Genomic DNA, 25,369 nt, shown 5'->3' with positions numbered 1-25,369 from the left:
GTCAGGGGGTGATCACCCGCACGCCGGGCATGCGTTCCATGGCGGCAATGTCATCGTCGTAGATCTCTGTCAGCGCGTCGACCGTATCGGTTGTCCAGCCGGGCATATCCAGCTCCTCTTCGATCTCTTCGGGGATGGCGAAGGCCTCTAGAAAGGCGACAATAGCGCGGCGTTTTTGCAGCTCGGTCATGTTGGGGTGTTTTTCAAGAAACGCGCGGAACCGGGTCATGCCTTCTTTGGCCATGATGTCCTCTAGCAGGTCATAACTGCCTTCGATGTCGTCCGCAGGCCCCACCCCACCCATTTCGCGCAACACCTGCGACCAGATCAACGGCGCGTCTTCGCTGCACCAAATCGTGATTTTTACACCCGGAGCGGCGTCAAGAATCCGCGTGACCGTATCGGACCAATAAATTCGGTGCGGATCGACCCCATCAGTGAATTCGGCCAACCCGTTTTTTGGTGACCGTTGGTAAACCGCAGGCATGAAACTGGCGGGGTTTTTCACGGCCATAAATAATTCAATATCATCCGCAAGAAACAGATGCGCCAACCGCGCCACGCGCTGCCCAGCGTTGGGGTAAATCACCCCCCTATCGATAGCGAACCGCGGCGCCCCCAAAAAACGGCTGTTCGACAAAATAACACGGTGGGCGGTTTCCTCGTCGAGGATCGCATCCAGCAGAATTTCACGCGCATCGCTTGCGGGCGCGTCCACAGTCATTGCATCTACGGTTTGGTTCAACAATGTGCGGTATTTGCCCGGCCCCGGCACCGCGATGCCTTGCTGGCCGAACGCCTCTTTGTTTTTCAAAAGGCACCGCATCAAGCGGTCTTGTTCGGTAAAGTGGGCGCCTGTGTGAAAGACCAGCTGCATAGCGTTCCATGAAAAGAGACAAGGTATCAACAGACTAGACGCTGCGGTCGCGATGTTCAAACGCTAACACGGCTATCAGATGCCCGCCCCCTGCGCGCCGCATTGATCCTTGCCTGCGGCCTGGGTGGGCCCGGCTAAACGTCTGGCGCGCCTTGCGAATTTGCGGAACATTGGCTCCAACATTGATCGTGTAACCCCCTTAAAAGGGCCGCCGCTCCCGCAGGGTTTAATGCAACGTAAATTCCCCCGTGACATTGCGCCATTCCCCCGCGCCGATCATCTTGCGGTGTGTGAAACGCACCGAATGCAACGGCCCTTCGATTTCAGATTGCCAGAACTCAACGAATTCGAACAATCGAGGATGGTCCGGCGCGATGTCATATTCCTGCCAGACGAAGGTGTTCAACACATGCAGATGGTCCGGCATGTGGTAGAAAAATTCGGCCGTGGTGAACCCATAGCCCTTGAGCATCAATTCGGTTTCAGATCTCGACATGTGTGACCTCAATCGTTGTTTCTAAACCGATGCTGCCACGATCAAATTACTTTTCAATGAAAACAATGTGTTGTCACTCAAGGGCGACGGCTGCCAACCTGACCGGAACTGAGGGATTGCACCTGATATGCACCCTCTGCTAGGATTAATCCACAATATATAGACCCTGCGGAACAATTGGGCAGTCCACGTGAGCGATACACCACAACCTCCTGAGAACGATGATGAAATGACGCCAGAGCGTCCCGTTTATGACGGGCCATCGGTCAGCATCGAACATGAAATGCGCACGTCGTATCTTGATTACGCGATGTCGGTTATTGTCAGCCGGGCGATCCCCGACCTGCGCGACGGGTTAAAACCCGTGCACCGGCGGATCCTGTTTGCGATGCATGAAACGGGCAACAGCCACGACAAATCCTACCGCAAATCGGCGCGTCCTGTGGGCGACGTGATGGGGCAGTATCATCCCCACGGTGACAGCGCGATTTATGACGCCTTGGTGCGGATGGCGCAGGATTTTTCGATGTCGCTGCCGCTGCTCGATGGTCAGGGCAATTTCGGGTCTATGGACGGCGATAACCCCGCCGCGATGCGCTATACCGAAGTCCGCATGGACAAGCCCGCCGCGTTTTTGCTGAGCGATATCGACAAAGACACCGTTGATTTTCAAGACAACTACGACGGCAAACAAAAAGAACCTACTGTGCTTCCCGCTCGGTTCCCCAATATGCTGGTCAACGGTGCGGGCGGTATTGCGGTTGGGATGGCCACAAACATTCCGCCGCACAATCTGGGCGAAGTTATCGATGCGACGCTGGCGCTGATCGAAGAACCCGACCTGACGTCCGAGCAGTTGATCGACTATGTGCCCGGGCCAGATTTCCCGACCGGTGGCATTATGCTGGGCCGGACCGGCGCGCGCAAAGCCTACCTTGAGGGGCGTGGCAGCGTGATTATCCGTGCCAAGACCCGTGTCGAAGAGATCCGCAAGGATCGCTGGGCTATCGTCGTGGATGAAATCCCCTATCAGGTCAACAAGGCCTCGATGATCGAAAAGATCGCCGAACAGGTCCGCGAGAAAAAGATCGAGGGCATCGCCCACGTTCAAGACGAATCTGACCGCAATGGCGTGCGCGTGGTGGTCGAGCTCAAGCGTGATGCAACGGCCGAGGTGGTGTTGAACCAACTGTTCCGGTTTACCCCGATGCAGACGTATTTTGGCTGTAACATGTTGGCGCTGAATGGCGGTCGGCCGGAACAGCTGACGCTGCGCAAGTTCCTGACGTACTTCATTGATTTCCGCGAAGACGTTGTCGCGCGCCGCACCGCGTTTTTGTTGCGCAAGGCCCGTGAACGCAGCCATATCCTGTGTGGTCTGGCCGTGGCCGTCACCAACATTGATGAAATCGTCGCGACCATTCGGGCGTCTGCGGATGCCGCCGAGGCGCGTAGCAAATTGATGACGCGCCGTTGGCCTGCGACGGATATTTTGCCCTATATCGCGCTGATCGACGACCCGACCCACACCGCCAATGACGATGACACCTATAACCTGTCAGAAACGCAGGCGCGTGCGATCCTTGAATTGCGCTTGCAACGGTTGACGCAGATCGGGGTCAAAGAGGTCACCGACGAGCTCGAAGAACTGGCTGGTAAGATCAAGGAATACCTCGAAATTCTAGGCTCGCGCGATAGGATCATGGGGATCATCGCCAACGAACTGCGCGAAGTGCGCGACCAATTTGCCGTACCGCGCCGCACCGAGATCGTCGATTGGTCGGGCGATATGGAGGACGAAGATCTTATCGCGCGCGAAGACATGGTCGTGACCGTCACATCGGGCGGTTATATCAAACGCACGCCTCTGGCCGATTTCCGCAGCCAACGCCGCGGTGGCAAGGGTGTGTCGGGGATGCAGACCAAAGAAGAAGACGTGGTCACCACCCTGTTCGTGGCCAATACCCATACGCAGCTGTTGTTCTTTACGACCGATGGCATGGCGTACAAGCTGAAAACATGGCGTTTGCCCCAAGGGGGTCGTACGGCCAAAGGCAAGGCGATCGTCAATATCCTGCCGATCCCGCCGGGTGTCTCGATCGCTGCTATCTTGCCGATTGACCGTGAGGAAGACGACTGGTCAGAACTACAGATCGTCTTTGCCACGTCGGCAGGCACGGTGCGGCGCAACGCTCTGTCAGATTTCACCAATGTGAAATCCAACGGTAAAATCGCCATGAAGTTCGAAGACGAACACGCCCAAACCACGCTGATCAACGCGCGCATCGCATCGCCCGACGAAGATGTGATGTTGGTGACCGCCTCTGGCCGGGCGATCCGCTTCCCGTCAACGGATGTGCGTGTGTTCAATTCGCGCAGTTCTGTGGGCGTGCGCGGTGTCAAACTGACCGGGTCGGATAAGGTCGTGTCTATGTCGATCATCCGGCATTTTGATGCGACATCGGACGAACGCGCCGCCTATCTGAAAATGCGCCGTGCGATGGCCGGGTTGGCCGATGATGCCGAAAGCGTTGTGGCCGATGAAGAAGACACAGATGCCAATGCCACCATCAGCCCGGATCGCTATGCCGAAATGTCGGCGGCCGAAAACCTGATCCTGACCCTGACGTCGCAAGGCGCTGGCAAGCTAAGTTCGAGCCATGATTACCCGGTACGTGGGCGTGGTGGCATGGGCGTTCAGGCGATGGACAAAGCCATGCGCGGCGGCGCTTTGGTTGCCAGTTTCCCGGTGGAAATGGACGACCAGATCATGCTGGCCACCTCCAAGGGTCAATCGATCCGCGTGCCAGTTGATGGTATCTCGTTTAGGTCGCGGTCGGCCGGTGGGGTCCGGGTGTTTAACACGGGCAAAGGCGAAGAAGTCGTCAGCGTCGCTTGGATCGCAGACCAAGGTGAAGACGCAGAAGACACCGAAGAATAACCCCCTCCCGCTTTGGCGGGGGTCAGGAAATGTTAAAAACCATCCTGTAGATCAGGCTCTGTCGCATCGCAGATGACGGAGCCTGATATGACCCTAAAGACATTGTTAGTTCTCATACTGTCCCTCTGGGCCACGGCATCCGCAGCCACCCAATTTCAAAGCGGTGATTGGGCGGCGGCGAAGATCGGGAACCAGTGTTTTATCTACACCCAACGCGCGGCCCGCGACACGTCCGGCGCATTGATCTTCAGCTTTGGGGTTCAGGGGCTAAACGCAGGTTTTCGGTACGAATATGCGCCATGGCCGGGCGACACTCAGGCACCATGGGATGCCGATGATATAATCCTGCTTGAGATTGACGGCGCCACTGTTTGGCTCGGCGATGAAATGATGTTGGGCGATAGCGCCGTTGGCTATGCGGCAGATCTGACACCGGGGTTCGTGCCGGAAATGGCACAGGCGATTCTGGGTGCGACAGACACGGTAACCGTTGCCTTGGACCGCGTCGCTTTAGGGGAAACATGGACCTATGGGGTGTTTTCGCCCATGGGTTTCAAGGAAACCTTGGACCACGCGCGGCAATGGTGTGAGTTTGATCCCGGCAATTTGTTCGAATCTTAACTATGCTTCAAGGATTTAGCCGCACACTGGTGTGATCTGATGAATGAGGCCCCAGATGAATTTGTATTGCTGCATGATAACGCTAAAAAACGACGCCAAAGCGCTGCTTTTTGCAAAGGCCTTGGATGATTGGATGGGGCACTTACAATCCGCCGGTGTCATTGGAAACTGGCGGTTGTTGCGTCGCAAGCTAAACTTGGCCGCCGATTGTTACCGCGACTTTATGCTAGAGATCGAAGTCGATGGGTTGGGCCAGCTGGAGCAAGCATTTCGCCTGACGGGCACGCATGATGATGAGGTTGCTCAGATGCACCGGGCGGTCAACGACCTGATTGCGACGTCGGAATTTGCCCTTTACCGACCATATCCAGATTCAGAACGCGCCGAGCGCATGGCACTACTATAACACGCCGTCCTTGCGCAATTTCATCAAAAACCTGATACAAACGTAAGGGTGGAAGATAAATCGTTTTTTATGTGTGTTTTATTCCTTAATCTGGTTTTTGGAAAACGCTTCTAAAGTGTCGAAATGCAGCGCACCAGATTGGGCGCGCTGGCTCACAGTAGAAGGTATCAGTTACGAATGATTTCATCCATATCGACTGCCAGCATGTTCCAACGGACGACACAGTCAAGCATTCTAACCGAAGAACAAAGCACCAAACTCACCAAAGCCTTGACCGAGTATGATACTGAGAACCTGTCTGATGACGATGCCAAGGCACTCGTCTCTACGATCAAAGAATTGGGCATTGCGCCCAGTGCGGGTTTGGCTAAGGCCTTGTCTGAAGCAGGCATCGACGCGCGTGAATTAGCTGAACAGGCCGGCATTTCTGGTGGCGGACCAGGCGGGCCCGGCGGTGGTCCGGGCGGACCAGGTCGCCCGGACGGGCAATCAGGTTCTTCTTCCGGCGTAGACGAGGCCGTGCTGTCATTGATCCAAGAAGCGACAGAAAGCTACGAAGCGTCAGAAATAGAAGAAAGTTTCGCAGACATATTGGCCGCTACATTGACCGAAAACGGTTATGATAGCAGCCAACCTACTGTAGATTTCTACGCGTAATCGCAGAACAAAAATATGGCGTCCAGTGTGCCCTAAGGTCATGTAGCACACTGGACCATGTTAATAGTCCTACAACTTGTAAAGTGCAGCGAATTTCTTCGTCAGATATGTCAACAATGGCGCTTCGGTCGGAGTTACGCCGCTGGCGTTCGCGATCACCTCCGAGGGTTCATATAGCCCACCATGTGTCTGCACATGATCTCGCAGCCAACCGGTCGCAGCGGATGTATCGCCCTGTGCCAGCTGATTATCCAGGCCGGGCAGCGCCCCTCGCATAGCCTCGTTCAAACATCCTGCATACACATTGCCCAAGGTATACGTAGGGAAATACCCAAACAACCCGACCGACCAGTGCACATCCTGCAACACCCCATGCGATGGTTTATCAACGGCGTACCCGAAATCAGCTGCGAAACGATCGTTCCAGGCGGCTTCTAAATCAGCAACAGACAGATCACCGCCAATCAACGCACGCTCTAGGTCAAAGCGCAATAAAACATGAAGGTTATATTGCAGTTCATCCGCTTCGGTCCGGATGAACCCGTCAGACACCCGGTTCACGCAGGCGTAAAAACTGTCTTCATCCGCAATGCCAAAATCACCAAACGCATCCCGCATCTGCCCAAACAGCCACCCTGTAAACGCCCGGCTGCGCCCGATCTGGTTTTCGTAAATCCGGCTTTGGCTTTCGTGCACACCCATCGACACGCCGCCCCCAAGCGGGGTCAGCAGATAGTCAGAATGGATATTCTGTTCGTAGGTCGCATGGCCGACTTCGTGGATTGTAGAATAAAAACAGTTGAATGGATCCGTCGGGTTCGTGCGCGTTGTGATCCGCACATCCAACCCAGACCCAGAACTGAACGGATGCACGGCCTTATCGATCCGCCCATGGTTCATGTCATAGCCAAAGGTCTCCGCCAGCTTGCGGGTCAATGCCATCTGCGCGTCTTCGTCAAAATGTCCGGTCAATTTTGCGGGCGCTTCGGCCTCGCGGATTGCGGCACGCAGGTTTGCAAGCTCTGGACGCAGCGCCCCGAACATCGCTTCAAGCTCTGCACCAGTCGTGCCAGGTTCGTAGTCAGACAACAGCGCATCATAAAGATCGCCCCCCTCTGACAAAGCTGCGGCCTCTTCCCGGCGCAACGCGATGATTTCTTCCAACGCAGGCGCAAAAGCCGCCACGTTTTCATCACTGCGCGCCTGCGCCCAAACGCCTTGCGCCTCGGATGTGACCCGTGCAATCTTGGCTGCCAACGCGGCAGGCACTTTGCTGTTGCGCGTATAGCTGCGTGAAATATGCCGCAATTGGGCGGCCGCAGTGTCGTACAATTGGGTGCCCGCAAGCGCGTCTATCCACGCCCCAACACGCGCGTCGGTGCGCCGAGCATGCAAAACACTGGCGATGGCCGCGCTTTCTTCGCCCCGTTGCGCAGTGGCCCCGCGCGGCATCATGGTTTCCTGATCCCACCCCAAACGTCCCGAAATCTGCGCCAAAGCTTCTGTTTCGCGGGTGTAGGCCATCAGATCATCATAGGCGGTCATGTGGTGGGTCCTCTCAGGGATGTTGCAACGGGGTAGCCGCTTAGGAAACGGGCGCGTAATATCAGCACCCACAGGATCACGGCCATCAATTGGTGCACCAAGGCGATATGCACCGGTGCGCCATAAACGACCGTGCTAATACCGATGACAATTTGCAGGGCTACCGCGGCCATCACTGCGTTAAAGGCAAACCGCGTTGTCCCATGGGCCGATTTCCGGCCGCGCAGCCACACCACCACGGCAAAAGCCGCCAGCAGATAGCCCGTGACCCGGTGGATAAATTGCACCAATCCGGGGCTTTCGAAAAAGTTCCGCCAGATGGGGTCAAGCGCAAAGGCGCTGGCGGGGAACACCTGCCCGCCCATCAAGGGCCAATCGGTATAGCTGCGACCGGCGTCTATCCCCGCGACAAGCGCGCCGATCAGGATTTGCAGAAACGCGAAATGCATCAGCCCGGTGGACAGGCCCCATGGTTTGGCCTCTTTGGCGCGGCGCGCCTGCATCAGGTCACGCGCGCTGCGCCCCAAATGCAGGACGTACCACGTGATGACGCCCAAGATCACAAAGGCCAGCCCCAAATGCGTCGCCAAACGGTAGCTGGCCACATCGGTCATGCCCTCGCCTTGGGTAACACCAGAGGCCACCATCCACCAACCGATAGCACCTTGGGCCCCGCCTAGCGCGCCCAACAGCACCAATTTGGGGGTCCAGCCGGTGGGGATTTGGCGGCGCACTGCGAACCAGCTAAACCCAAGCGCCCAGACCAAGCCGATCACCCGCCCCAATTGTCTGTGCCCCCATTCCCACCAGTAGATCACCTTGAAGTCATCCAGATCCATCCACTGGTTCTGGATCACGAATTCATCAATTGCGCGGTACTTGGCAAATTCGCTTTCCCATTCTGCCGTGGTCGTGGGGGGCATCGCCCCGGTGAACGGGCGCCATTCTGTGATGCTAAGCCCGCTGTCGGTCAGACGTGTCAAACCGCCCACGGCGATCATCAGAAACACCAATGCAAACAATATCATCAGCCACAGACGGATCGCCCCGCGCGCGCCAGTATGGCCTTGATCAATCGCGCCGGGCTGGGCCACGGGGCGGATGGCTTCGGCGCTGCCGACCTCTTCAAAGAGCTTGCGTTTGCGGCTCATGCGGGTGTCCTTGCTGTGATCTTGCGCTGCATGTCTAAAACCATCGCGCGCGCGCGTCCAGCACGTCTAGCGCGTCTCGTCGTCGCGTGTTTTCCAACGGACGATTTGCCGCAACACCCCGTGCATCATTTGCACGTCTGCACGGGTCAGGGGCATGCGGCTCCACATATTGCGCAGGTTTGTGCGCATCGATGCGGCCTTGTGCTCGGGAAAGAAAAACCCCGCGTCCTCCAGCCGGTCTTCGTAGTGCTTGGCCAGATGTTCCACCTCGACGCCTTCGGCCCAATCAGTGCCTGCCATCTCGGTGGTTTCGGGGGTGACATCACCGGTGGCGCGCATCCATTCGTAGCCCACCAACAACACACATTGCGCCAGGTTCAACGACGCAAAGGCTGGGTTCACCGGCACCGAAATGATCGCATTGGCACGGGAGATATCGTCGTTTTCCAGCCCCGCGCGTTCGGGACCAAACAGCACCGACACCCGGCCCCCATCCGCGATGGTGCGCGCGGCATGGCGCATCGCCTCTTGTGGGCTAAACACCGGTTTCGTCAGATCGCGTGACCGCGCCGTGGTGGCAAACACAAAGGTGCTATCAGCGATGGCACCGGGCAAATCCGAGCTCAGTTGGGCATTGTCCAGCAACCGCCCCGCGCCACTGGCCATGGCCACCGCGTTGGGGTTGGGCCACCCATCACGGGGCGCGACAAGCCGCATCCGGTCGAGCCCAAAGTTCCACATGGCGCGGGCGGCGGCGCCGATGTTTTCGCCCATTTGCGGGCGCACAAGGACAAAGGCGGGGCTGGGTGGGGTGTGGTCGGTTTGGGTCATAGGCGGCTCATACGGTGCCAGATGCGGGCTCGCAAGTCTCGCAGGGGGTCGCATAGAAGTTTTCATTCCCGATCACATCGGGTAGGGACACCGTGAAACGACCACCAAAGGACGACCCATGGACGCCCCCGAACACCCGCAACTCTACCTGATCACCCCGCCCGAGGTTGAGCTGAGCCGTTTTCCTGATGTGCTTGCGTCGGTTTTGGACACGCATCCGATTGCCTGTGTGCGGCTTGATCTGGCCACCCGCGACGAAGACCGTCTGTCGCGCGCGGCCGATGCCCTGCGCGAGGTGACCCATGCACGTGATGTGGCCTTGGTTTTAACCGATCATATGGTGTTGTCAGAACGGTTGGGCTTGGATGGGGTGCATCTGACGGATGCGGCCAAATCGGTGCGTGAAACGCGCAAAGCCTTGGGCGATGATGCGATTGTGGGCAGTTTTTGTGCCACGTCGCGCCACGATGGTATGTCTGCGGGCGAAGCCGGTGCTGATTACGTCAGTTTTGGCCCGGTCCAAGCGACACAATTGGGCGACGGCAGTTTTGTTGAGCAAGAGCTGTTTGAGTGGTGGTCGCAGGTGATCGAAGTGCCCGTGGTTGCCGAAGGCGCGCTGGATGCGGCGATGATCACCAAACTGGCGCCCTTCACCGATTTCTTTGGCATCGGTGAAGAGATTTGGCAGGCGGATGACCCCACGGCGGCCTTGGGCGCGCTGATCGCGGCGATGTCCTGAAACGTTAGAAAAACACCCGTTCGACGCACCAATACGCCCCCACAGCGGCGATAACACATGACGCTGGTACCGCGATCCGCGCGCGGTACCACGCTCTGCGTGCGCACCACCCCACCCCTAAAAACGCGATAGCGATCACCGTCAGCTGGCCCAATTCAACACCGATGTTGAACCCGATCAACGCCGGGATAAACTGCCCCTCGGGCAGGCCAAATTCGCCCAGAACGGACGCAAACCCCAGCCCGTGCAGCAACCCAAACCCAAAAATCACCACGGGGCGCCACGGGTTTAACCCAGACGTAAAGATATTTTCCACCGCGACATAAACGATAGATGCCGCGATCAGCGGCTCCACGATACTGCCGGGCACGGTGACCCACCCCAATGCCCCCAAGGCCAACGTGACGGTGTGCGCCAATGTAAACGCGCTGACCTGCCAGACGAGGGGCCGCAACCGGGTGCTGAGGAAAAACAACCCCAGCACAAACAGGATGTGATCCAACCCTTTGGGCAGAATATGGTCAAACCCAACAGGGATATAGCTGGCAAAGGCCTGCCATGGTGTCGCCGTCCCGCCGCCGCGCAGATTGATCGGGCCGCTTTGGTCGCCGCCATTTAGGAACCCCGTATAGGGCGCGTCGACGCCTTGTTGACGCACGACCAACGCCCCGGACCCAGCCGGCCAGTTGAGGGTGATCGCCGTGCCACCGTCGGGCAGCGGCGCGCGCAGCATCAACGTCGAGATACGCGGCAGGTCTGCGCCTACGTCTTGCGGGATATCAAGCGCCGCTTGGGTGAAATCTAGCGGACTGTCGACCACGGCCAGCGGCAATGCGTTCCATCTGGCGATCAAACCGGGCAATAGGGCGGCCAAATCATCGGCAGGCAGCGCGCGCAGGGTCGTGTAGGCGTCCCCCGCATCGTCATCATTGGTGTTTTCAACCGCATCCAGATCAATGCCCGCCAGAAACGCTTCGAGGTTGATGCGCAATTCCAACACAACCGTCGCCTTGTCGTAGACGGTCAAATCGGCGATCGTGGGCACCAATTCATGCGCGGTGGCCCGCATGCCGAACAGACCAGCAGTTGACAAAGCGATGAAAAGAAACAGCTTGGCAAGGATGTGTGACAGGGATGGTATCATGAAGATCTCGCGGTGTGTGTTGGTTGGTCTATTGCTAGCGGCTCAGCCCGCCCTTAGCCATGAGTTTTGGATTGATCCGCAGAAATATCAAGTCGATAGGGGTGCCCCCGTTGTGGCCGACCTGCGCAATGGGCAAAATTTCGACGGGATCGCATTGGCGTGGTTTGACCACCAATTCACCCGGTTCGAGACGGTTCAGGGCGACCGGGTTGACCATGTCGCGGGGCGCGCGGGCGACACACCTGCCCTACATACAACCGCCCCAGACCAAGACGGCCTGCTGGTGGTGCTGCACGAAACAACGCCTGCGCGGCTGACCTACAAAGACTGGGACAAATTTCTGGCCTTTGCCGCCCATAAAGATTTCAAAACCGCCGCTGCCGACCATATCGCCGCAGGTTGGCCGCAACAGAATTTTCGCGAACGCTATACCCGCCATGCAAAATCGTTGGTGGCTGTAGGGTCGGGTGCCGGGAACGACCGTGCCTTTGGGTTGGCCACAGAATTTGTCGCACTCAGCAATCCTTATGCCGATGATTTTCAGGGCCAGATGCGGGTGCAGGTTTTGTACCAAGGCACCCCGCGCGCCGACGCCCAGATAGAGGTGTTTGACCGCGCACCCGATGACACGGTCACCATCCGCCTGACCCATACGGACCCCGAAGGCCACGCCACGGTGCCCGTGACGCCGGGCCATACCTATCTGTTTGATGCGGTCGTTTTGCGCCCCAGCCCCGATGCAGGCACATCTGACACCGCACCTGTATGGGAAACCCTGTGGGCTGCGTTGACGTTTTCGGTTCCGGTGCAAGACTGACTTGAACCTAGCCGCGATCCCGGCCACAAGATGCGCATGACTGTTACGCCTGATATTTTATGCATTGGTTCGGTTTTGTGGGATGTCATCGGGCGGTCGCCCAGTGTCATGCGGCACGGATCAGACGTGTCGGGGCGCATCACCCGCATCCCCGGCGGTGTTGCGATGAACATCGCGATGACGTTGGCGCGCTTTGGGATGACGCCCGCGTTGCTGACCACCATCGGGCGCGATGCCGAAGGCGACGCGTTGATAGCGGCCTGCATCGCCCGTGGGATGATCACCGACACGGTGTATCGGTCTGACGATCTGCCAACAGATGTGTACATGGCCGTCGAGGGCGCGAATGGTCTGATCGCGGCGATTGCCGATGCCCATTCCCTTGAGGCGGCCGGGTCCAAGATTTTGGCGCCTTTGACGGACGGGCGTCTGGCGACGGCGCAGGCCCCCTTTGCCGGGCGCGTGGCGTTGGATGGAAATCTGACCTTGGCGTTGTTGACGCAGATTGCGACCAGCCCGGTGTTGGCGCAGGCCGATTTGCGCGTGGCACCTGCGTCCCCCGGCAAGGCAGAACGTCTTGCGCCGTTTGTACAGGCCGCACGGGGGACGCTGTATGTGAACCTCGAAGAGGCTGGCCTGCTGTGCCAGTGCCGTTTTGATACATCGCGCGATGCCGCCGCCGGGTTGCTGGCGCGTGGGGCTGCCCGCGTGTTGGTCACCGATGGCGGCGCCGATGCCACCGAAGGCCGCCCGGACGGGATGCTGACACAAACGCCACCACAGGTTCTTGTCACACGGGTGACAGGCGCCGGAGATACCTTCATGGCGGCGCATATTGCCGCCGACGCACAGGGGGCCACCCCCGAAGACGCCTTGCGCCGCGCGCTCCAAGCCGCCGCCACATATGTTTCAGGAGAGACTGTTCAATGACCACCCTGCCCCTTTTGCGGTCCGCCGAGGTTGCCGCAGCACAAGCCGCTGGCAAACCCGTCGTCGCGTTAGAAAGCACGATTATCACCCACGGCATGCCCTACCCGCAGAACCTGGAGGTGGCGCGTCAGGTTGAAAACGACGTGCGCGCCGCCGGGGCCACGCCTGCGACTATCGCGGTGATGGATGGCACCTTGCATATCGGGCTCGATGACGCACGACTGGAAACGCTGGCGCAGGCCAAATCGGTGGCAAAACTGTCGCGCGCAGACATCGCCGCCTGCATCGCCACCGGCGGCACCGGGGCCACCACAGTTGCCGCGACCATGATCGCAGCCAATCTGGCGGGGATCGCGGTCTTTGCCACGGGCGGCATTGGCGGGGTGCATCGCGGCGCGGAAAACAGCTTTGATATCTCTGCCGATCTGATGGAATTGGCGCAGACCCCGGTCACGGTGGTGGCCGCAGGGGCCAAGGCCATTCTCGACGTCGATAAAACCCTAGAGGTGCTCGAAACCCAAGGTGTGCCGGTGATCACCGTGGGCCAAGATAGCTTCCCGGCATTCTGGAGCGCGACCTCCCCGCTGAAGGCGCCGCTGCGTCTGGATACAGCTGATGCGATTGCGCGCGCGCACCACATGCGCGGCGAAATGGGGCTTCCGGGTGGGCAACTGGTGGCCAATCCGATCCCCGCACAAGATGAGATCCCCGCCGCTGAATTGGCGCCCATCATTGCACAGGCCCAATCTGATGCAGACGCACATGGGATCCGGGGCAAAGCCGTCACGCCCTACCTGCTGCAACGGATCTTTGAATTGACCAACGGGCGGTCTCTGACCGCAAACATCGCATTGGTGCGCAACAACGCCAGATTGGCCGCGCAAATTGCCAGTGAATTGAACAGCCTCACCCGCGATACGGGAAGTTAACAAAAGGTTTGGGCTGCTCCATTGTGCGCACGCGTCATTGCCCCTACCTACAGGGGGCGTCAGTCAGAGAAACGTCACATGAACACCCCGTTTGATCCCGAACCACACCTCCCGCGCCGCAGCATCGTGTCGTGGTTACGTGCGTCGTTTTTAACCGGGTTGGTGGTGATTGCCCCCGTTGGATTGACCCTCTGGTTGATCTGGTCCGTGGTCGGGTGGATCGATGGGTTTGTGCTGCCGCTGGTGCCGGGGTCCTACCAGCCCGACCGGGTGCTGCAAGACTGGCTGGGGCTTGACCCTGAAATCCAGATCAACATCCGCGGCATCGGGGTAGTGATATTTTTGCTGTTCACTGTGCTTGTTGGGTGGATGGCCAAGGGGCTGATCGGACGCTCGCTGATTCGCTTTGGCGAAACCCTGGTCGAACGCACCCCCGTCGTGCGCACCATCTATTCGGGGATCAAACAGATCTCCGAGACGGTATTTGCGCAATCAGATCGGTCGTTTGAAAAAGCCTGCCTGATCGAATACCCGCGCAAGGGCATTTGGGCGATTGGGTTCATCTCGACCACCACCAAGGGCGAAGTCGCGGCACGCGGCAACGACGGGCAACCCATGCTCAGCATTTTCGTGCCAACCACACCCAACCCCACATCGGGGTTTTTGCTGTTTTTCCCGGCCGATGACGTGATCGAATTGGACATGTCGGTCGAAGATTCGGCAAAATTGGTGATCTCTGCGGGGCTGGTCTATCCCAACGATAAAGACCCCAACACCCCCGAAGAGACCTGAATTTACTGAAACATCTCGACCAAATCGACAGAACTACGGACGTTCAGGTCCTTTTTGTGGTGCGTTAGAAACTCATCCGCCGCCTTTTGCCCCGCCTCTTTGAGCCGCGCCAATGTGTAGGCCGTGGGCACCAGTTTTGTCGCCACTGACAGCTCGTTCATCAGCGCATCATCGGCGATCATATGAACAAGCACCCGGTTTTTCTGATCCGTCGACAGGGTGCCTTGGGTCAACAACCTTTGCACAAATTCAATCGCGCGCAATTCGCGCAACAGTGACGAATTAAAGCTAATCTCGTTGATCCGGTTCTGAATGGCCTGCGCGCTGCGTGGCAATTCGGTGCGTTCCAACGGGTTGATATTGATCACCACGATGTCATCCGGCAACGCTGGTTTAAACAACGGAAACAGCGCGGGGTTACCGGTATAGCCACCATCCCAAAATGCTTCGGTCATACCGGTTTCGGCGTCTTCGATTTCCACCGCCTGAAAAATCGTAGGCAAACAGGCCGACGCAAGGATCGCATCGGTGCTGATCTCGCTGTCTTTAAACACGCGCACCTTGCCGTTGCGCACGCGGGTTGCACAGATGAACAAACACGGGCCCTTGTCGCCTTGGTCATTGACCGCACCAAAATCGAACTGCTCGACAATATCGCGCAGCGGGTTGCGGTAAAACGGCCCGTAGGCATAGGGCGACACCGCCCGTGACCACGCATCCGCGGCCATGACCGGCCAAGAATATTCCAACGCTTGGCTGACGTTTGACAATGAAAACGGCGACATCCACGCGGGTATGTTCAGGTCAGGCCGCGCGCCGACCTCGGCCCACAGCCAATCCAACCGGTCGCGCGCGCCCTGACGGCCGCCCTCGATCATGCCGGCCTTGAGGGCTGCCCCATTTAGCGTGCCCGCAGATGTGCCCGAAATCGCCGAAATATGTAGGTCATCTTCGGACAAAAGCCGGTCTAGCACGCCCCAGGTGAACGCCCCATGTGCGCCGCCACCTTGCAGGGCCAGATTGATCCGTTTCACTGCCATTTTACGTCCTTTTTGGGGGGTCAGAGCGCCGTCCAGCCGCCATCGACGCTCAGCGTGGTGCCGGTGATTTGCGCCGCCGCGTCCGAACACAAGAAGGTCGCGGTGCCGCCCATTTGTTCGACGGTTGCGAATTCCTTGGAGGGTTGCCGTTTAAGCATCACGTTCTCGATGACCTCTTCGCGGGTCATATCATATTCTTTCATCGTGTCGGGGATCTGCTTTTCAACGATGGGCGTCAAAACATACCCCGGGCAAATCGCATTGGCGGTGATGGGTTCTTTTGCGGTTTCAAGCGCGGTGGTTTTGGTCAGGCCAACAACCCCGTGCTTGGCCGCGATATAGGCCGATTTATAGGGCGACGCGGTCAGCCCATGCGCCGAGGCGATATTGATCACCCGACCCCACCCCGCCGCGCGCATCATCGGCAAGGCAACAGCCGTCGTATGAAACGCCGAGCTGAGGTTGATCGCGATAATCGCATCCCATTTTTCAGCCGGAAATTCAGGGATGGGTGCTACGTGTTGAATGCCTGCGTTGTTCACCAGAATATCGCATTTGCCCGCATCTGTGATCAGACGGCGACATTGATCGCCCTTGGACATGTCAGCCTGAATATAACGCACGGTTTGGCCGGTTTCGTCGGCCATGCTTTGGGCCAAGGCGTGATCTTCATCCGAATCGGTGAATGAATTCAGCACCACATCTGCGCCCGCCCGCGCCAATTCCCACGCGACGCCCAGCCCAATGCCCGAATTCGAACCCGTGATGACGGCGGTCTTGCCCGCCAGCGAAATTTCATACGCCATAAAACTGCCTCTCTATCGCAACGTCTATGCTGCATTGCACACATCATGCCGTGCTGCGTGTGCAAAGGAAACGTCTTTTCCTCGCAATGGCCGGTTCGTGCCATCACATTTCGATGCGTCCGACACACAATTTGGAACAGCCAAAAAAAAACGCCTGCACGAAGCAGGCGTTAAGTTATTGAGGCAGGTTTCATACAGGCAAGAAACCTATCGAGCAGTAGGTTAGGTATAAGCAATCTCACGCCGCGCGCCAAGCTAAAAGTTTGATAAGGTGGAAATTCCCAGCTAGTCTTCACCCCAAGAAAACAAGGGCCGAAGGGAATAGTCTGAAAAATGCGTGCAGTTTTTTTGCGTCCGGTTTGGCGGGCGGCGGCCATTGGCACAGCGATTCTATCGGCCCAAATCAGCGCTGCAGAGCCCGCACACGGGATATCTATGTATGGTGCCCCTGCTCTTCCACCTGATTTTGTGTCACTGCCCTACGCGAACGCGAATGCGCCCAAAGGCGGCGCGATTACGCTTGGCAACACCGGCGGCTTTGACAGCCTCAACCCATTTGTGCGCAAAGGCACCGTGCCGTGGCAGTTGCGGTTTTTCACCCATGAAAGCCTGATGGGCCGGTCTTGGGACGAACCCTTTACGCTTTACGGTCTGCTGGCCGAATCGGTCGAGGTGCCGGACGACAGGTCTTGGGTGTCTTTTACCCTCCGGCCAAACGCGCGTTTTGCGGATGGAACCCCCGTGACCGTCGACGATGTGATCTTTAGCTACGATATATTGGGCCGCGACGGGCACCCGAGGTATCTGGGGCTGGCGCAACAGATCGACAGCATCACCCAAACAGGGCCGCGGTCCGTGCGGATCGATTTCAACACCGACAACCGCGAATTGGCGTTGCTGGCCGGGATGCGCCCTATTCTAAGCCGCGCTCAATGGGAGGGGCGTGATTTTGCCAATGCGCCGCTGGCAGATATCCCCATGGGCACGGGCCCTTATGTGGTGTCCGACTACGAGGCTGGGCGGTTTGTTGAGCTGTCCCGCAATCCCGACTATTGGGGCAACAACCTGCCATTGCGGCGCGGCACGTTTAACTTTGACACGGTAAAGCTCGATTTTTATGGCGATGCCTCGGTGATGTTTGAGGCGCTGAAAGCCGGTGATATTTCGGCACTGCGCGAATTCAATGCCGAAAAATGGCACACCCAGTATGATTTTCCGGCGGTGACCCGTGGCGAGATGGTGAAATCAGAGCTGCCGCACCAAAAACCATCTGGCATGACGGGGTTTGTGATGAACACCCGCACGCCACCCTTTGATGACTGGCGCGTCCGCGAGGCGATGATCCAAGCGTTCAACTTTGAATATATCAACGACACGCTGACGGGGGGCGCGCAGCCGCGTATCACGTCGTATTTCTCGAATTCTGGCCTCGCGATGCATCCCGGCCGGGCGGACCCACAAGTGACGGCCCTGTTGCAACCCTATGCGGCGGATCTGCTGCCCGGCACGCTTGATGGATACAGCCTGCCGGTCAGCGATGGATCGCTGCGCAACCGCAAAGGCATCCGCGCCGCGATGACCCTGCTCGAACAGGCCGGCTGGACCCCGCAAGATGGGGTGATGAAAAACGCAAACGGCACGCCGTTGCAGTTCACCATTCTGTTGCCCCAAAACAGCAGCGAAACCCTGGCGATCGCGGACCTTTACATGCGCGCCCTGGAGCGTCTGGGCGTATCTGTCCGGTTGGAAACCACCGACAGCGCGCAATTCACCGAACGCGAGGGCGCGTTTGACTTTGACATGACCCTTTTCCGGCGGGCGGTGTCACTGTCGCCGGGCAACGAACAACGCTTCTACTGGGGGTCAGATGCGGCATCACAACCGGGGTCGCGCAATTTGATGGGGGCCGCGTCACCGGCAGTGGACGGTATGATTGATGCGATGTTGGCCGCCACCAGCGCGCAAGAGTTCAACGTGGCCGTGCGCGCATTAGACAGGGTACTGACAGCCGGCCGCTATGTGGTGCCTTTTTGGCAGTTCACCAACGGGCGCATCGCACATCTGTCGCAGATGAAATTCCCCGAAACCTTGCCGATCTATGGGGATGGGCCCGAATATATGCCGCAGATGTGGTGGTTCGACCCGTCCTAAGTCCTTGAGACCAATCAGGGACCAACCAGAGACGTCACCCACAAAACGGTGGCGTCTTCGGCGCTTTGCGACACCACGTTATGGCCCATCGCGCCGTCGTAATAGGCACTGTCGCCACGCCGCATTTCAACGGGTTCGTAGAATTCCGTGTAAAGCCGCACGACCCCTGTCAACACATACAGGAATTCTTCGCCGTCATGACGCACCCAGCCGTCGAATTCGTCCATGGTGCGCGCCCTGATCCGGGTGCGATAGGGCAACATCTGCTTTTTCGTGAGCGTTTCTGACAGCAGCTCGTGCTCGTAGGTCACGGTGGCCTGTTGCGCGCCCTGCCCGGCCTTTGTGACCGCCATGCGGCCGTTTACCTGCCCCGCACGCGGTGGCGTAAACAATTGAGGGATCGAGATCTCAAGCCCCACAGCCAGCTTTTTCAACGCGTCATAGGTCGGTGACATCTGGCCGTTTTCGATTTTGCTCAACGTTGACCGTGCAAGCCCAGCCTGCGTTGCGGCTTGCTCTAACGTCCAGGCGCGCGCCTTGCGCAGTTCCCGCACCCGCTGCCCCAGATCAACAGGCACGCCCTGTTCTTTTGTGGCACCGTCATGGGCGATTTTAATGAGCGTTCTGGGGTCTGTGTTGGTCATGGCGGATTTATAGGCACAACCGCGCGGGCTTGCAACGGACCAGCCGCCCGTGCCGCAGAGCCAAACATGCCGCATACGGGCGCCAGATGCAGGGCCGCGAAATATTGCGGGTCTCCTCTACTGGACGCGCACGACCCGGGCACCTATGTCTGATATAAGCTGACGCATGCCCTCACGCCGCGTCGAGACATTCATCTGCCGTATGGCACAATATCTGGCGCACCCGGTGCGCCCCATTCGAGGCCCATAAATGACCGACCCTATCAAGCTCGACATCATGTCTGATCCGATCTGCCCTTGGTGCTATATCGGCAAGGCGCATCTGGACAAAGCGCTTGCCGACCACCCCGGCCACCCATTTCAGATTGAATGGCACCCGTTTCAATTGAACCCCGACATGCCGCGCGATGGCATGGACCGACGCGCCTATCTTGAGGGTAAATTTGGCGGCAAAGACGGTGCCGTACGCGCCTATGCACCGGTGGTCGAACACGCCCAAGCCGCCGGTCTAAAGATTGACTTCGAAGGCATGAAACGCACGCCCAACACTCTGGATGCACACCGTCTGATCCATTGGGCGGGGATCGAAGGGCGCCAAACGGCCGCCGTCGCTGCGCTGTTTCAGGCGTATTTCGTTGAGACCCGCGACATTGGAGACCACGACGTGCTGGCCGACATCGCGGATGCCATCGAAATGGACGCCGCCGTCGTGCGCAAATTGCTAAAATCAGACGCGGACACCAAAGACATCAGCGGCCGCGACGCACACAGCCGGTCGATGGGCGTTAGCTCTGTCCCGACATTCATTGTGGCAGGCAAACACGCAGTCCCCGGTGCGCAACCGCCCGAACTCTGGACAAAGGTGATCGCAGAACTGACCGCCGACGCCTAGCACCACCGCCGGCTACAAAATGGGGCGCTGCAGACATGTGCGGCCCCCGTAAAATGCACCACCGGCTGTGGCAGGTGAGGCCGCGCGTCATTAAAAGGCAAGGCGCTGAATAAAATGCGGAATCTCACGCGTCACCGCAAATAAATCGCATCTCCCCTTTGACGTTATCTGACAGTCGGCGCTAAGGTGCGCCACAACGGTGACCGCGCGTGAATTGCGATGCGACCCGTGGGAGATCACATCATGCCGTCCAGTTCACCCAAGCCCGCCATGGCGCGTGCCGAATTCATTGCCCTGATGGCGATGATGTTTGCAACCATCGCATTTTCCATTGATGCGATGTTGCCTGCCATGCCCGATATCGCGCGGGAATTAACACCCGACATCCCCACCCGTGCGCCCTTGATCATGACGGCGTTTGTTCTGGGCATGGGGATCGGCACGTTTTTCACCGGGCCGCTGTCGGATGCCTTTGGTCGCAAGACGGTCATGATCAGCGGTGCCGCAATCTATATCGCAGCCTCTGCCGTGGCTTGGGCCAGCTCTACCTTCGAAATCGTCTTGGCGGCGCGGGTTGTTCAGGGCATCGGGGCCGCAGGGCCGCGGGTGGTATCCATTGCGCTGATCCGCGATCTTTATTCCGGCCGCGACATGGCCAAGATCGTGTCGATTGTCATGATGATCTTTACGCTGGTCCCCGGCTTTGCGCCCACCTTGGGGCATATGATTATCTTGTCGTCGGGCTGGCGCGGCATCTTTTTGGCGTTCATCGTGTTTTCGGTAATCTCGGTTTTGTGGCTGGGGCTGCGGCTGCCCGAAACGCTTGCCCGCGAAAACAGACGCCCGTTGCGGCCACACCTGATGGTGGCGGCCATCCGTGAGATGTTCGAGCACCCTATCGTGCGGCTGTCCATCATCGCGCAAACGCTGTGCATGGCGATGTTGTTCACGTTGTTGATGCTGATCCAGCCGGTGTACGAACAGATCTTTGACAAGCAAGACACGTTTCACCTGTGGTTTGGTGGCATCGCGCTGGTGTCGGCGATCGCGAGTTTCCTCAATGCGGTGCTGGTTGGGCGGTTGGGGATGCGGCGGCTGATCACAACCGCACTGGGGATCCAATTTGTGCTGTCGCTGCTGGTTTTGACGCAAAATGCCATCTTTGGGTCCAGCGCCTTTGCGATCTTTGCGGTCTGGCAGGCCTATGTGTTCTTTCAGGCGGGGCTGACCATCGGCAACCTGAACGCCATCGCGATGGAACCTATGGGGCATATCGCGGGCATGGCCGCCAGCGTCATTGGCGCGGTGTCGACCGTGCTGGGCGCTGCGATTGCCTCGCCGATTGGGTTGCTGTTTGATGGCACGTTGCGGCCGCTGGTTGGGGCCGTTCTGCTTATGGCGACATTGGCGTTTATCGTGATGCGTCAAATGGGCCGGGTCGAGGCGCGCCAACCGGCTGAATGATCAGCCCGCCTTGGCGCGTTTGGCTTTCTTCGCGGCAACGACCTTTTCTGCCAGATCGCGAGCAATGGCAAAGGCGCCCTTGATCTTATCGGTATCGGCCTTCCAATCGCGGCGCACCACGATCTTGTTGTCTTTGACCTTGGCCAATCCACGTTGATCTTGGATGAATTCCACCAGCCCCTGCGGCGAGGCGAACTTGTCATTATGGAACTGGATCGTCGCCCCCTTGGGGCCCCCGTCCAGCTTGGCAATGCCGGCCTTTTTGCACATCGCCTTGATCCGCACGACCAACATCAATGTGTTAACCTCCCGTGGGAGCTTGCCAAACCGGTCGATCAATTCCGCCGCGAACCCTTCGAGTTCCACCTTGGTGGTCAGGCTGCTTAGCCGTCGGTACAGGCCCAAACGCACGTCCAGATCAGGCACATATTTTTCGGGGATCAACACCGGCACACCCAGATTGATCTGCGGCGCCCATTGGTCATCTGCCTCCGATAGGCCTTCCATCTCGCCGCTGCGGATCTTGGCAATCGCCTCTTCGAGCATGGATTGATAGAGCTCAAAGCCCACATCGCGCATTTGGCCTGATTGTTCTTCGCCCAGCAGGTTGCCCGCGCCGCGAATGTCCAGATCTTGGCTGGCCAAAGTAAACCCAGCTCCCAGCGTATCAAGGCTCGATAAGACGCGCAGACGTTTTTGCGCCGCATCGGTCAGTTTGGCGCGCGGTTTGGTCGTCAGATAGGCGTAGGCGCGCGTTTTAGACCGCCCCACCCGACCGCGAATTTGGTACAGTTGCGCCAGACCAAACATATCGGACCGGTGCACAATCATCGTATTGGCCGTCGGAATATCCAACCCGGATTCAACAATTGTGGTGGCCAGTAGAATATCGAATTTACCGTCGTAAAACGCGTTCATCCTGTCATCAAGCTCGCCTGCGGCCATCTGGCCGTGCGCCACAACATAGGTCAATTCGGGCAGGTGATCTTTGAGGAACTCTTCGATTTCCGGCAAGTCCGAGATGCGCGGCACCACATAAAACGACTGCCCGCCGCGGTAATGTTCGCGCAACAGCGCCTCGCGCAGGGTGACGGTGTCAAATTCGCTGACATAAGTGCGGATCGCCAAACGGTCGACGGGCGGCGTGCCGATGATGCTCAGATCGCGCACGCCCGTCAGGCTCAGTTGCAGCGTCCGTGGGATCGGCGTGGCGGTCAGGGTCAGCACGTGAATGTCACTGCGCATCTGTTTCAGACGTTCTTTGTGGGTCACGCCAAAATGCTGTTCTTCGTCGATCACCAGTAGGCCAAGGTTCTGAAACCGCACGCCTTTGGCCAGCAACGCATGCGTACCAATCACGATATCCACGGTCCCGCGCGACATGCCATCACGGGTGGCGTTGGCCTCTTTTGTGGTCACAAAGCGGCTGAGCTGACGCACTTCAATCGGGAACCCCCGGAACCGTTCTGCGAATGATTTATAGTGCTGTCGGGCCAGCAATGTCGTCGGTGCAATCACCGCCACCTGCGTGCCTGACATCGCGGCGACAAAGGCCGCGCGCATGGCGACTTCGGTCTTGCCAAAGCCCACATCGCCACACACCAACCGGTCCATCGGGTTGCCCGACGTCAGATCCCCGATCACCTGTTCGATGGCGCTTAGCTGGTCGTCGGTTTCCTGATAGGGGAACCGCGCGGAAAACGCATCCCACGCGCCGGGGGGCGGGTCCAGAACCGGCGCCTTGCGCAGCGCACGTTCCGCAGCGATCCGGATCAGTTTGTCCGCCATCTCGCGGATGCGTTCTTTGAGGCGGGCCTTTTTGGCCTGCCATGCCCCACCGCCCAACCGGTCTAGCAGGCCTTCGTCATGGCCGTATTTTGACAGCAGTTCGATGTTTTCAACGGGCAGGTAAAGCTTTGATCTTTCCGCATATTCCAGCAAGATACATTCATGGGCAGCCCCCGCAGCGGTGACCACCTCTAGGCCCATATACCGCCCGATCCCGTGATCGACGTGCACGATCAGATTACCGGGGCTGAGGGATTGGGTTTCCGTCAGGAAATTCTCGGCGCGGCGTTTGCGTTTGGTGGCGCGGATCAGCCTGTCACCCAGCACGTCTTGTTCAGAAATCACCGTCAGACCGGGGGCTTCAAACCCGTGCTCAAGCGCCCACACCGCCAGATGCAGCCCCGTTTTACCGATGCGCGTGGCGTTCGGAATGGGGATGACTTCGGATAGGCCCTCGTCTTCGATCAGACCGGTCAGCCGTTCGCGCGCGCCTTCCGAATAGCTGGCGATTAGGACAGGCCCATCTGTCAGCTTTCCCTTAATGTGGTCCGCCAAGGCCCCAAAAAGGCTTAGCGATTCCTGCTGTCGTTCCGGTGCAAAATTCCGCCCCAACCGCGCACCCGCATCAATCACGCCCAACCCGGTGGCCTGTGGTAACGCCGCCAGTTGCAACACCCGCCGGTCCGCCGTGGCCGCGACCCACGCGGCATCATCCAGATACAACGCATGCGGCGGGCTGGGTTTGTACACGCTGTCCATTTTGGACCGGTTCGCCATCGCCAACCTGCGGGTTTCATACTGGTCTGCAATGCTATCCCACCGCGCCAAACGGCTGGGCGTGACCTGATCGTCCAAGGTAATCGCGGCGCCGGGCAGATAGTCAAACAGGGTCTCGAGTGTGTCGTGGAAAAACGGCAACCAATGTTCGGCGCTTTGGTGTTTGCGCCCGGCACTGATCGCTTCATAGAGCGGATCATCGGTACCAGCCGCGCCAAACTCGATCCGGTAGTTCTGGCGAAACCGCGTGACGGCAGCCTCGTCCAAGATCACCTCAGAGACGGGCGCCAGATCCACCTGATCCAGCTTTTCGGTGGTGCGTTGGGTCGCCGCATCAAACCGGCGCGCCCCGTCCAGCACATCACCAAAGAAATCCAGCCGCACAGGCCCCAAGTCGCCGGGCGGGTAAATATCCATGATGCCGCCGCGAATGGCGTAATCGCCGGGTTCCGTGACGGTGGGGCTTTGCACAAACCCCATACGCACCAAAAACCCGCGCAATGCGGCCTCATCGACGCGGTCGCCCACGCGGGCGGTAAACGCAGCCCCGCGCAGCGTCGCGCGGGCGGGCACGCGTTGGGTCGCTGCGTTCAACGTGGTCAGTAAAATGAATTGGTCTGGCATCTCATGCACCAGACCCGCCAATGTTGCCATCCGTTGCGCCGAAATATCGGCATTGGGCGACACCCTATCATAGGGCAGACAGTCCCAACCGGGAAATGAGAACACAGGGATATCAGGGGCAAAAAACCGCAACGCGGACTGCATCGCGGCCATGCGTTTGTCATCGCGCGCCACATGTACAATGGGCGCGCCGGATTTTGCCAGTTCGTCACGTAAAAAGCGCGCGTCAAACCCTTCGGGGACGCCAGACACGGTGATATGCGATGGATCTGCCATAGGGTGTTTCAATTGGCGCTCCTGCGGTGGG

General features: G+C 58.6%; 22 protein-coding genes. 12 read left to right on the top strand and 10 right to left on the bottom strand.

Annotated features, from left to right (window positions below; genetic code table 11):
• Window position 1: 1 nt before the first annotated feature.
• On the bottom strand, window positions 2-877 hold the full coding sequence (locus tag ABJH13_RS18115) for a hypothetical protein (protein ID WP_348407625.1): 876 nt from the start codon (window positions 875-877) through the stop codon (window positions 2-4).
• 226 nt (window positions 878-1,103) lie between these two features.
• Window positions 1,104-1,373, bottom strand: a complete 270-nt coding sequence (locus ABJH13_RS18110; RefSeq protein ID WP_348407624.1) for an usg protein — start codon at window positions 1,371-1,373, stop codon at window positions 1,104-1,106.
• A 229-nt stretch (window positions 1,374-1,602) separates the two neighbouring features.
• On the opposite strand from ABJH13_RS18110, the gene gyrA reads away from it, so the two are divergent.
• The 4 genes from gyrA (at window position 1,603) to ABJH13_RS18090 (ending at window position 5,998) form a co-directional block, all read left to right on the top strand.
• Window positions 1,603-4,314 carry a DNA gyrase subunit A gene (gene gyrA / locus ABJH13_RS18105; RefSeq protein ID WP_348407649.1) on the top strand — a complete coding sequence of 904 codons (2,712 nt, stop codon included), beginning with the start codon at window positions 1,603-1,605 and terminating at the stop codon, window positions 4,312-4,314.
• A gap of 87 nt (window positions 4,315-4,401) precedes the next feature.
• Window positions 4,402-4,935, top strand: a complete 534-nt coding sequence (locus ABJH13_RS18100; RefSeq protein WP_348407623.1) for a hypothetical protein — start codon at window positions 4,402-4,404, stop codon at window positions 4,933-4,935.
• 55 nt (window positions 4,936-4,990) lie between these two features.
• The gene (locus ABJH13_RS18095; protein WP_348407622.1) at window positions 4,991-5,341 is read left to right on the top strand and encodes a DUF6614 family protein; all 351 of its coding nucleotides are present in this window, start codon (window positions 4,991-4,993) and stop codon (window positions 5,339-5,341) included.
• Window positions 5,342-5,464: 123 nt separating this feature from the next.
• On the top strand, window positions 5,465-5,998 hold the full coding sequence (locus ABJH13_RS18090) for a hypothetical protein (RefSeq protein WP_348407621.1): 534 nt from the start codon (window positions 5,465-5,467) through the stop codon (window positions 5,996-5,998).
• A 69-nt stretch (window positions 5,999-6,067) separates the two neighbouring features.
• Here ABJH13_RS18090 and ABJH13_RS18085 read toward each other — a convergent pair whose 3' ends face one another.
• The 3 genes from ABJH13_RS18085 to ABJH13_RS18075 all read right to left on the bottom strand — a co-directional run bounded on the left by ABJH13_RS18085 (window position 6,068) and on the right by ABJH13_RS18075 (window position 9,525).
• Window positions 6,068-7,543, bottom strand: coding sequence for a carboxypeptidase M32 (locus ABJH13_RS18085; protein WP_348407620.1), 1,476 nt, complete (start codon window positions 7,541-7,543; stop codon window positions 6,068-6,070).
• Window positions 7,540-8,694 (bottom strand): heme A synthase, encoded by a 1,155-nt coding sequence (gene ctaA, locus ABJH13_RS18080; protein ID WP_348407619.1) that lies wholly within the window; start codon window positions 8,692-8,694, stop codon window positions 7,540-7,542. The genes ABJH13_RS18085 and ctaA overlap by 4 nt, the downstream gene beginning before the upstream one ends.
• Window positions 8,695-8,760: 66 nt before the next feature.
• Window positions 8,761-9,525 carry an RNA methyltransferase gene (locus tag ABJH13_RS18075; RefSeq protein ID WP_348407618.1) on the bottom strand — a complete coding sequence of 255 codons (765 nt, stop codon included), beginning with the start codon at window positions 9,523-9,525 and terminating at the stop codon, window positions 8,761-8,763.
• Window positions 9,526-9,643: 118 nt separating this feature from the next.
• Between ABJH13_RS18075 and ABJH13_RS18070 the strand changes: the two genes are divergently transcribed.
• Window positions 9,644-10,264 carry a thiamine phosphate synthase gene (locus tag ABJH13_RS18070; RefSeq protein WP_348407617.1) on the top strand — a complete coding sequence of 207 codons (621 nt, stop codon included), beginning with the start codon at window positions 9,644-9,646 and terminating at the stop codon, window positions 10,262-10,264.
• 4 nt (window positions 10,265-10,268) lie between these two features.
• Here the strand turns inward: ABJH13_RS18070 and ABJH13_RS18065 are convergent, their stop codons facing one another.
• Window positions 10,269-11,408: a HupE/UreJ family protein gene (locus ABJH13_RS18065; RefSeq protein WP_348407616.1), complete on the bottom strand. Its 1,140-nt coding sequence runs from the start codon at window positions 11,406-11,408 to the stop codon at window positions 10,269-10,271.
• Between ABJH13_RS18065 and ABJH13_RS18060 the strand changes: the two genes are divergently transcribed.
• From ABJH13_RS18060 to ABJH13_RS18045, 4 genes are all read left to right on the top strand, one after another.
• Complete coding sequence (locus tag ABJH13_RS18060) at window positions 11,407-12,225, top strand: DUF4198 domain-containing protein (protein ID WP_348407615.1); 819 nt, start codon at window positions 11,407-11,409, stop codon at window positions 12,223-12,225. The genes ABJH13_RS18065 and ABJH13_RS18060 overlap by 2 nt on opposite strands.
• Window positions 12,226-12,261: 36 nt before the next feature.
• A complete protein-coding gene (locus ABJH13_RS18055) occupies window positions 12,262-13,155 on the top strand; it encodes a PfkB family carbohydrate kinase (protein ID WP_348407614.1) in 894 nt (297 codons plus the stop codon).
• Window positions 13,152-14,084, top strand: a complete 933-nt coding sequence (locus tag ABJH13_RS18050; RefSeq protein WP_348407613.1) for a pseudouridine-5'-phosphate glycosidase — start codon at window positions 13,152-13,154, stop codon at window positions 14,082-14,084. Before ABJH13_RS18055 ends, ABJH13_RS18050 begins: the two co-directional genes overlap by 4 nt.
• 78 nt (window positions 14,085-14,162) lie before the next feature.
• Window positions 14,163-14,876, top strand: a complete 714-nt coding sequence (locus tag ABJH13_RS18045; RefSeq protein WP_348407612.1) for a DUF502 domain-containing protein — start codon at window positions 14,163-14,165, stop codon at window positions 14,874-14,876.
• Window positions 14,877-14,878: 2 nt separating this feature from the next.
• On the opposite strand, the gene ABJH13_RS18040 is transcribed toward ABJH13_RS18045, so the two are convergent.
• Together ABJH13_RS18040 and ABJH13_RS18035 are read right to left on the bottom strand one after the other, a co-directional pair.
• Window positions 14,879-15,916 carry a patatin-like phospholipase family protein gene (locus ABJH13_RS18040; protein WP_348407611.1) on the bottom strand — a complete coding sequence of 346 codons (1,038 nt, stop codon included), beginning with the start codon at window positions 15,914-15,916 and terminating at the stop codon, window positions 14,879-14,881.
• Window positions 15,917-15,936: 20 nt separating this feature from the next.
• Window positions 15,937-16,722: a 3-hydroxybutyrate dehydrogenase gene (locus tag ABJH13_RS18035; RefSeq protein WP_348407610.1), complete on the bottom strand. Its 786-nt coding sequence runs from the start codon at window positions 16,720-16,722 to the stop codon at window positions 15,937-15,939.
• Window positions 16,723-17,157: 435 nt separating this feature from the next.
• On the opposite strand from ABJH13_RS18035, the gene ABJH13_RS18030 reads away from it, so the two are divergent.
• Window positions 17,158-18,873, top strand: coding sequence for an extracellular solute-binding protein (locus tag ABJH13_RS18030; RefSeq protein ID WP_348407648.1), 1,716 nt, complete (start codon window positions 17,158-17,160; stop codon window positions 18,871-18,873).
• A gap of 14 nt (window positions 18,874-18,887) precedes the next feature.
• Here ABJH13_RS18030 and ABJH13_RS18025 read toward each other — a convergent pair whose 3' ends face one another.
• The gene (locus tag ABJH13_RS18025) at window positions 18,888-19,517 is read right to left on the bottom strand and encodes an XRE family transcriptional regulator (RefSeq protein ID WP_348407609.1); all 630 of its coding nucleotides are present in this window, start codon (window positions 19,515-19,517) and stop codon (window positions 18,888-18,890) included.
• A gap of 250 nt (window positions 19,518-19,767) precedes the next feature.
• Between ABJH13_RS18025 and ABJH13_RS18020 the strand changes: the two genes are divergently transcribed.
• On the top strand, window positions 19,768-20,409 hold the full coding sequence (locus ABJH13_RS18020) for a DsbA family oxidoreductase (protein ID WP_348407608.1): 642 nt from the start codon (window positions 19,768-19,770) through the stop codon (window positions 20,407-20,409).
• A 243-nt stretch (window positions 20,410-20,652) separates the two neighbouring features.
• Window positions 20,653-21,873: a multidrug effflux MFS transporter gene (locus ABJH13_RS18015; protein WP_348407607.1), complete on the top strand. Its 1,221-nt coding sequence runs from the start codon at window positions 20,653-20,655 to the stop codon at window positions 21,871-21,873.
• Here the strand turns inward: ABJH13_RS18015 and mfd are convergent, their stop codons facing one another.
• On the bottom strand, window positions 21,874-25,338 hold the full coding sequence (gene mfd, locus ABJH13_RS18010) for a transcription-repair coupling factor (protein WP_348407647.1): 3,465 nt from the start codon (window positions 25,336-25,338) through the stop codon (window positions 21,874-21,876). It abuts the gene before it with no gap.
• Window positions 25,339-25,369: the final 31 nt, after the last annotated feature.

Origin of the sequence: Roseobacter sp. (genome assembly GCF_039970775.1) — a bacterium.
Taxonomy (GTDB): domain Bacteria; phylum Pseudomonadota; class Alphaproteobacteria; order Rhodobacterales; family Rhodobacteraceae; genus Roseobacter.
Note: the sequence above shows the minus strand (reverse complement) of the source record. Positions and strands in the feature narration are given on the sequence as shown.

Excerpts from the sequence above, each read along its gene's own strand:
- gyrA (WP_348407649.1), top strand. The coding sequence starts at position 1,603 with ATGACGCCAGAGCGTCCCGTTTATGACGGGCCATCGGTCAGCATCGAA.
- ABJH13_RS18100 (WP_348407623.1), top strand. The coding sequence starts at position 4,402 with ATGACCCTAAAGACATTGTTAGTTCTCATACTGTCCCTCTGGGCCACG.
- ABJH13_RS18060 (WP_348407615.1), top strand. The coding sequence starts at position 11,407 with ATGAAGATCTCGCGGTGTGTGTTGGTTGGTCTATTGCTAGCGGCTCAG.
- ABJH13_RS18055 (WP_348407614.1), top strand. The coding sequence starts at position 12,262 with ATGACTGTTACGCCTGATATTTTATGCATTGGTTCGGTTTTGTGGGAT.
- ABJH13_RS18070 (WP_348407617.1), top strand. The coding sequence starts at position 9,644 with ATGGACGCCCCCGAACACCCGCAACTCTACCTGATCACCCCGCCCGAG.
- ABJH13_RS18035 (WP_348407610.1), bottom strand. The coding sequence starts at position 16,722 with ATGGCGTATGAAATTTCGCTGGCGGGCAAGACCGCCGTCATCACGGGT.
- ABJH13_RS18025 (WP_348407609.1), bottom strand. The coding sequence starts at position 19,517 with ATGACCAACACAGACCCCAGAACGCTCATTAAAATCGCCCATGACGGT.
- ABJH13_RS18050 (WP_348407613.1), top strand. The coding sequence starts at position 13,152 with ATGACCACCCTGCCCCTTTTGCGGTCCGCCGAGGTTGCCGCAGCACAA.
- ABJH13_RS18045 (WP_348407612.1), top strand. The coding sequence starts at position 14,163 with ATGAACACCCCGTTTGATCCCGAACCACACCTCCCGCGCCGCAGCATC.
- ABJH13_RS18065 (WP_348407616.1), bottom strand. The coding sequence starts at position 11,408 with ATGATACCATCCCTGTCACACATCCTTGCCAAGCTGTTTCTTTTCATC.
- ABJH13_RS18110 (WP_348407624.1), bottom strand. The coding sequence starts at position 1,373 with ATGTCGAGATCTGAAACCGAATTGATGCTCAAGGGCTATGGGTTCACC.
- ABJH13_RS18040 (WP_348407611.1), bottom strand. The coding sequence starts at position 15,916 with ATGGCAGTGAAACGGATCAATCTGGCCCTGCAAGGTGGCGGCGCACAT.
- mfd (WP_348407647.1), bottom strand. The coding sequence starts at position 25,338 with ATGGCAGATCCATCGCATATCACCGTGTCTGGCGTCCCCGAAGGGTTT.
- ABJH13_RS18015 (WP_348407607.1), top strand. The coding sequence starts at position 20,653 with ATGCCGTCCAGTTCACCCAAGCCCGCCATGGCGCGTGCCGAATTCATT.
- ctaA (WP_348407619.1), bottom strand. The coding sequence starts at position 8,694 with ATGAGCCGCAAACGCAAGCTCTTTGAAGAGGTCGGCAGCGCCGAAGCC.
- ABJH13_RS18090 (WP_348407621.1), top strand. The coding sequence starts at position 5,465 with ATGCAGCGCACCAGATTGGGCGCGCTGGCTCACAGTAGAAGGTATCAG.
- ABJH13_RS18030 (WP_348407648.1), top strand. The coding sequence starts at position 17,158 with ATGTATGGTGCCCCTGCTCTTCCACCTGATTTTGTGTCACTGCCCTAC.
- ABJH13_RS18085 (WP_348407620.1), bottom strand. The coding sequence starts at position 7,543 with ATGACCGCCTATGATGATCTGATGGCCTACACCCGCGAAACAGAAGCT.
- ABJH13_RS18115 (WP_348407625.1), bottom strand. The coding sequence starts at position 877 with ATGCAGCTGGTCTTTCACACAGGCGCCCACTTTACCGAACAAGACCGC.
- ABJH13_RS18075 (WP_348407618.1), bottom strand. The coding sequence starts at position 9,525 with ATGACCCAAACCGACCACACCCCACCCAGCCCCGCCTTTGTCCTTGTG.
- ABJH13_RS18095 (WP_348407622.1), top strand. The coding sequence starts at position 4,991 with ATGAATTTGTATTGCTGCATGATAACGCTAAAAAACGACGCCAAAGCG.
- ABJH13_RS18020 (WP_348407608.1), top strand. The coding sequence starts at position 19,768 with ATGACCGACCCTATCAAGCTCGACATCATGTCTGATCCGATCTGCCCT.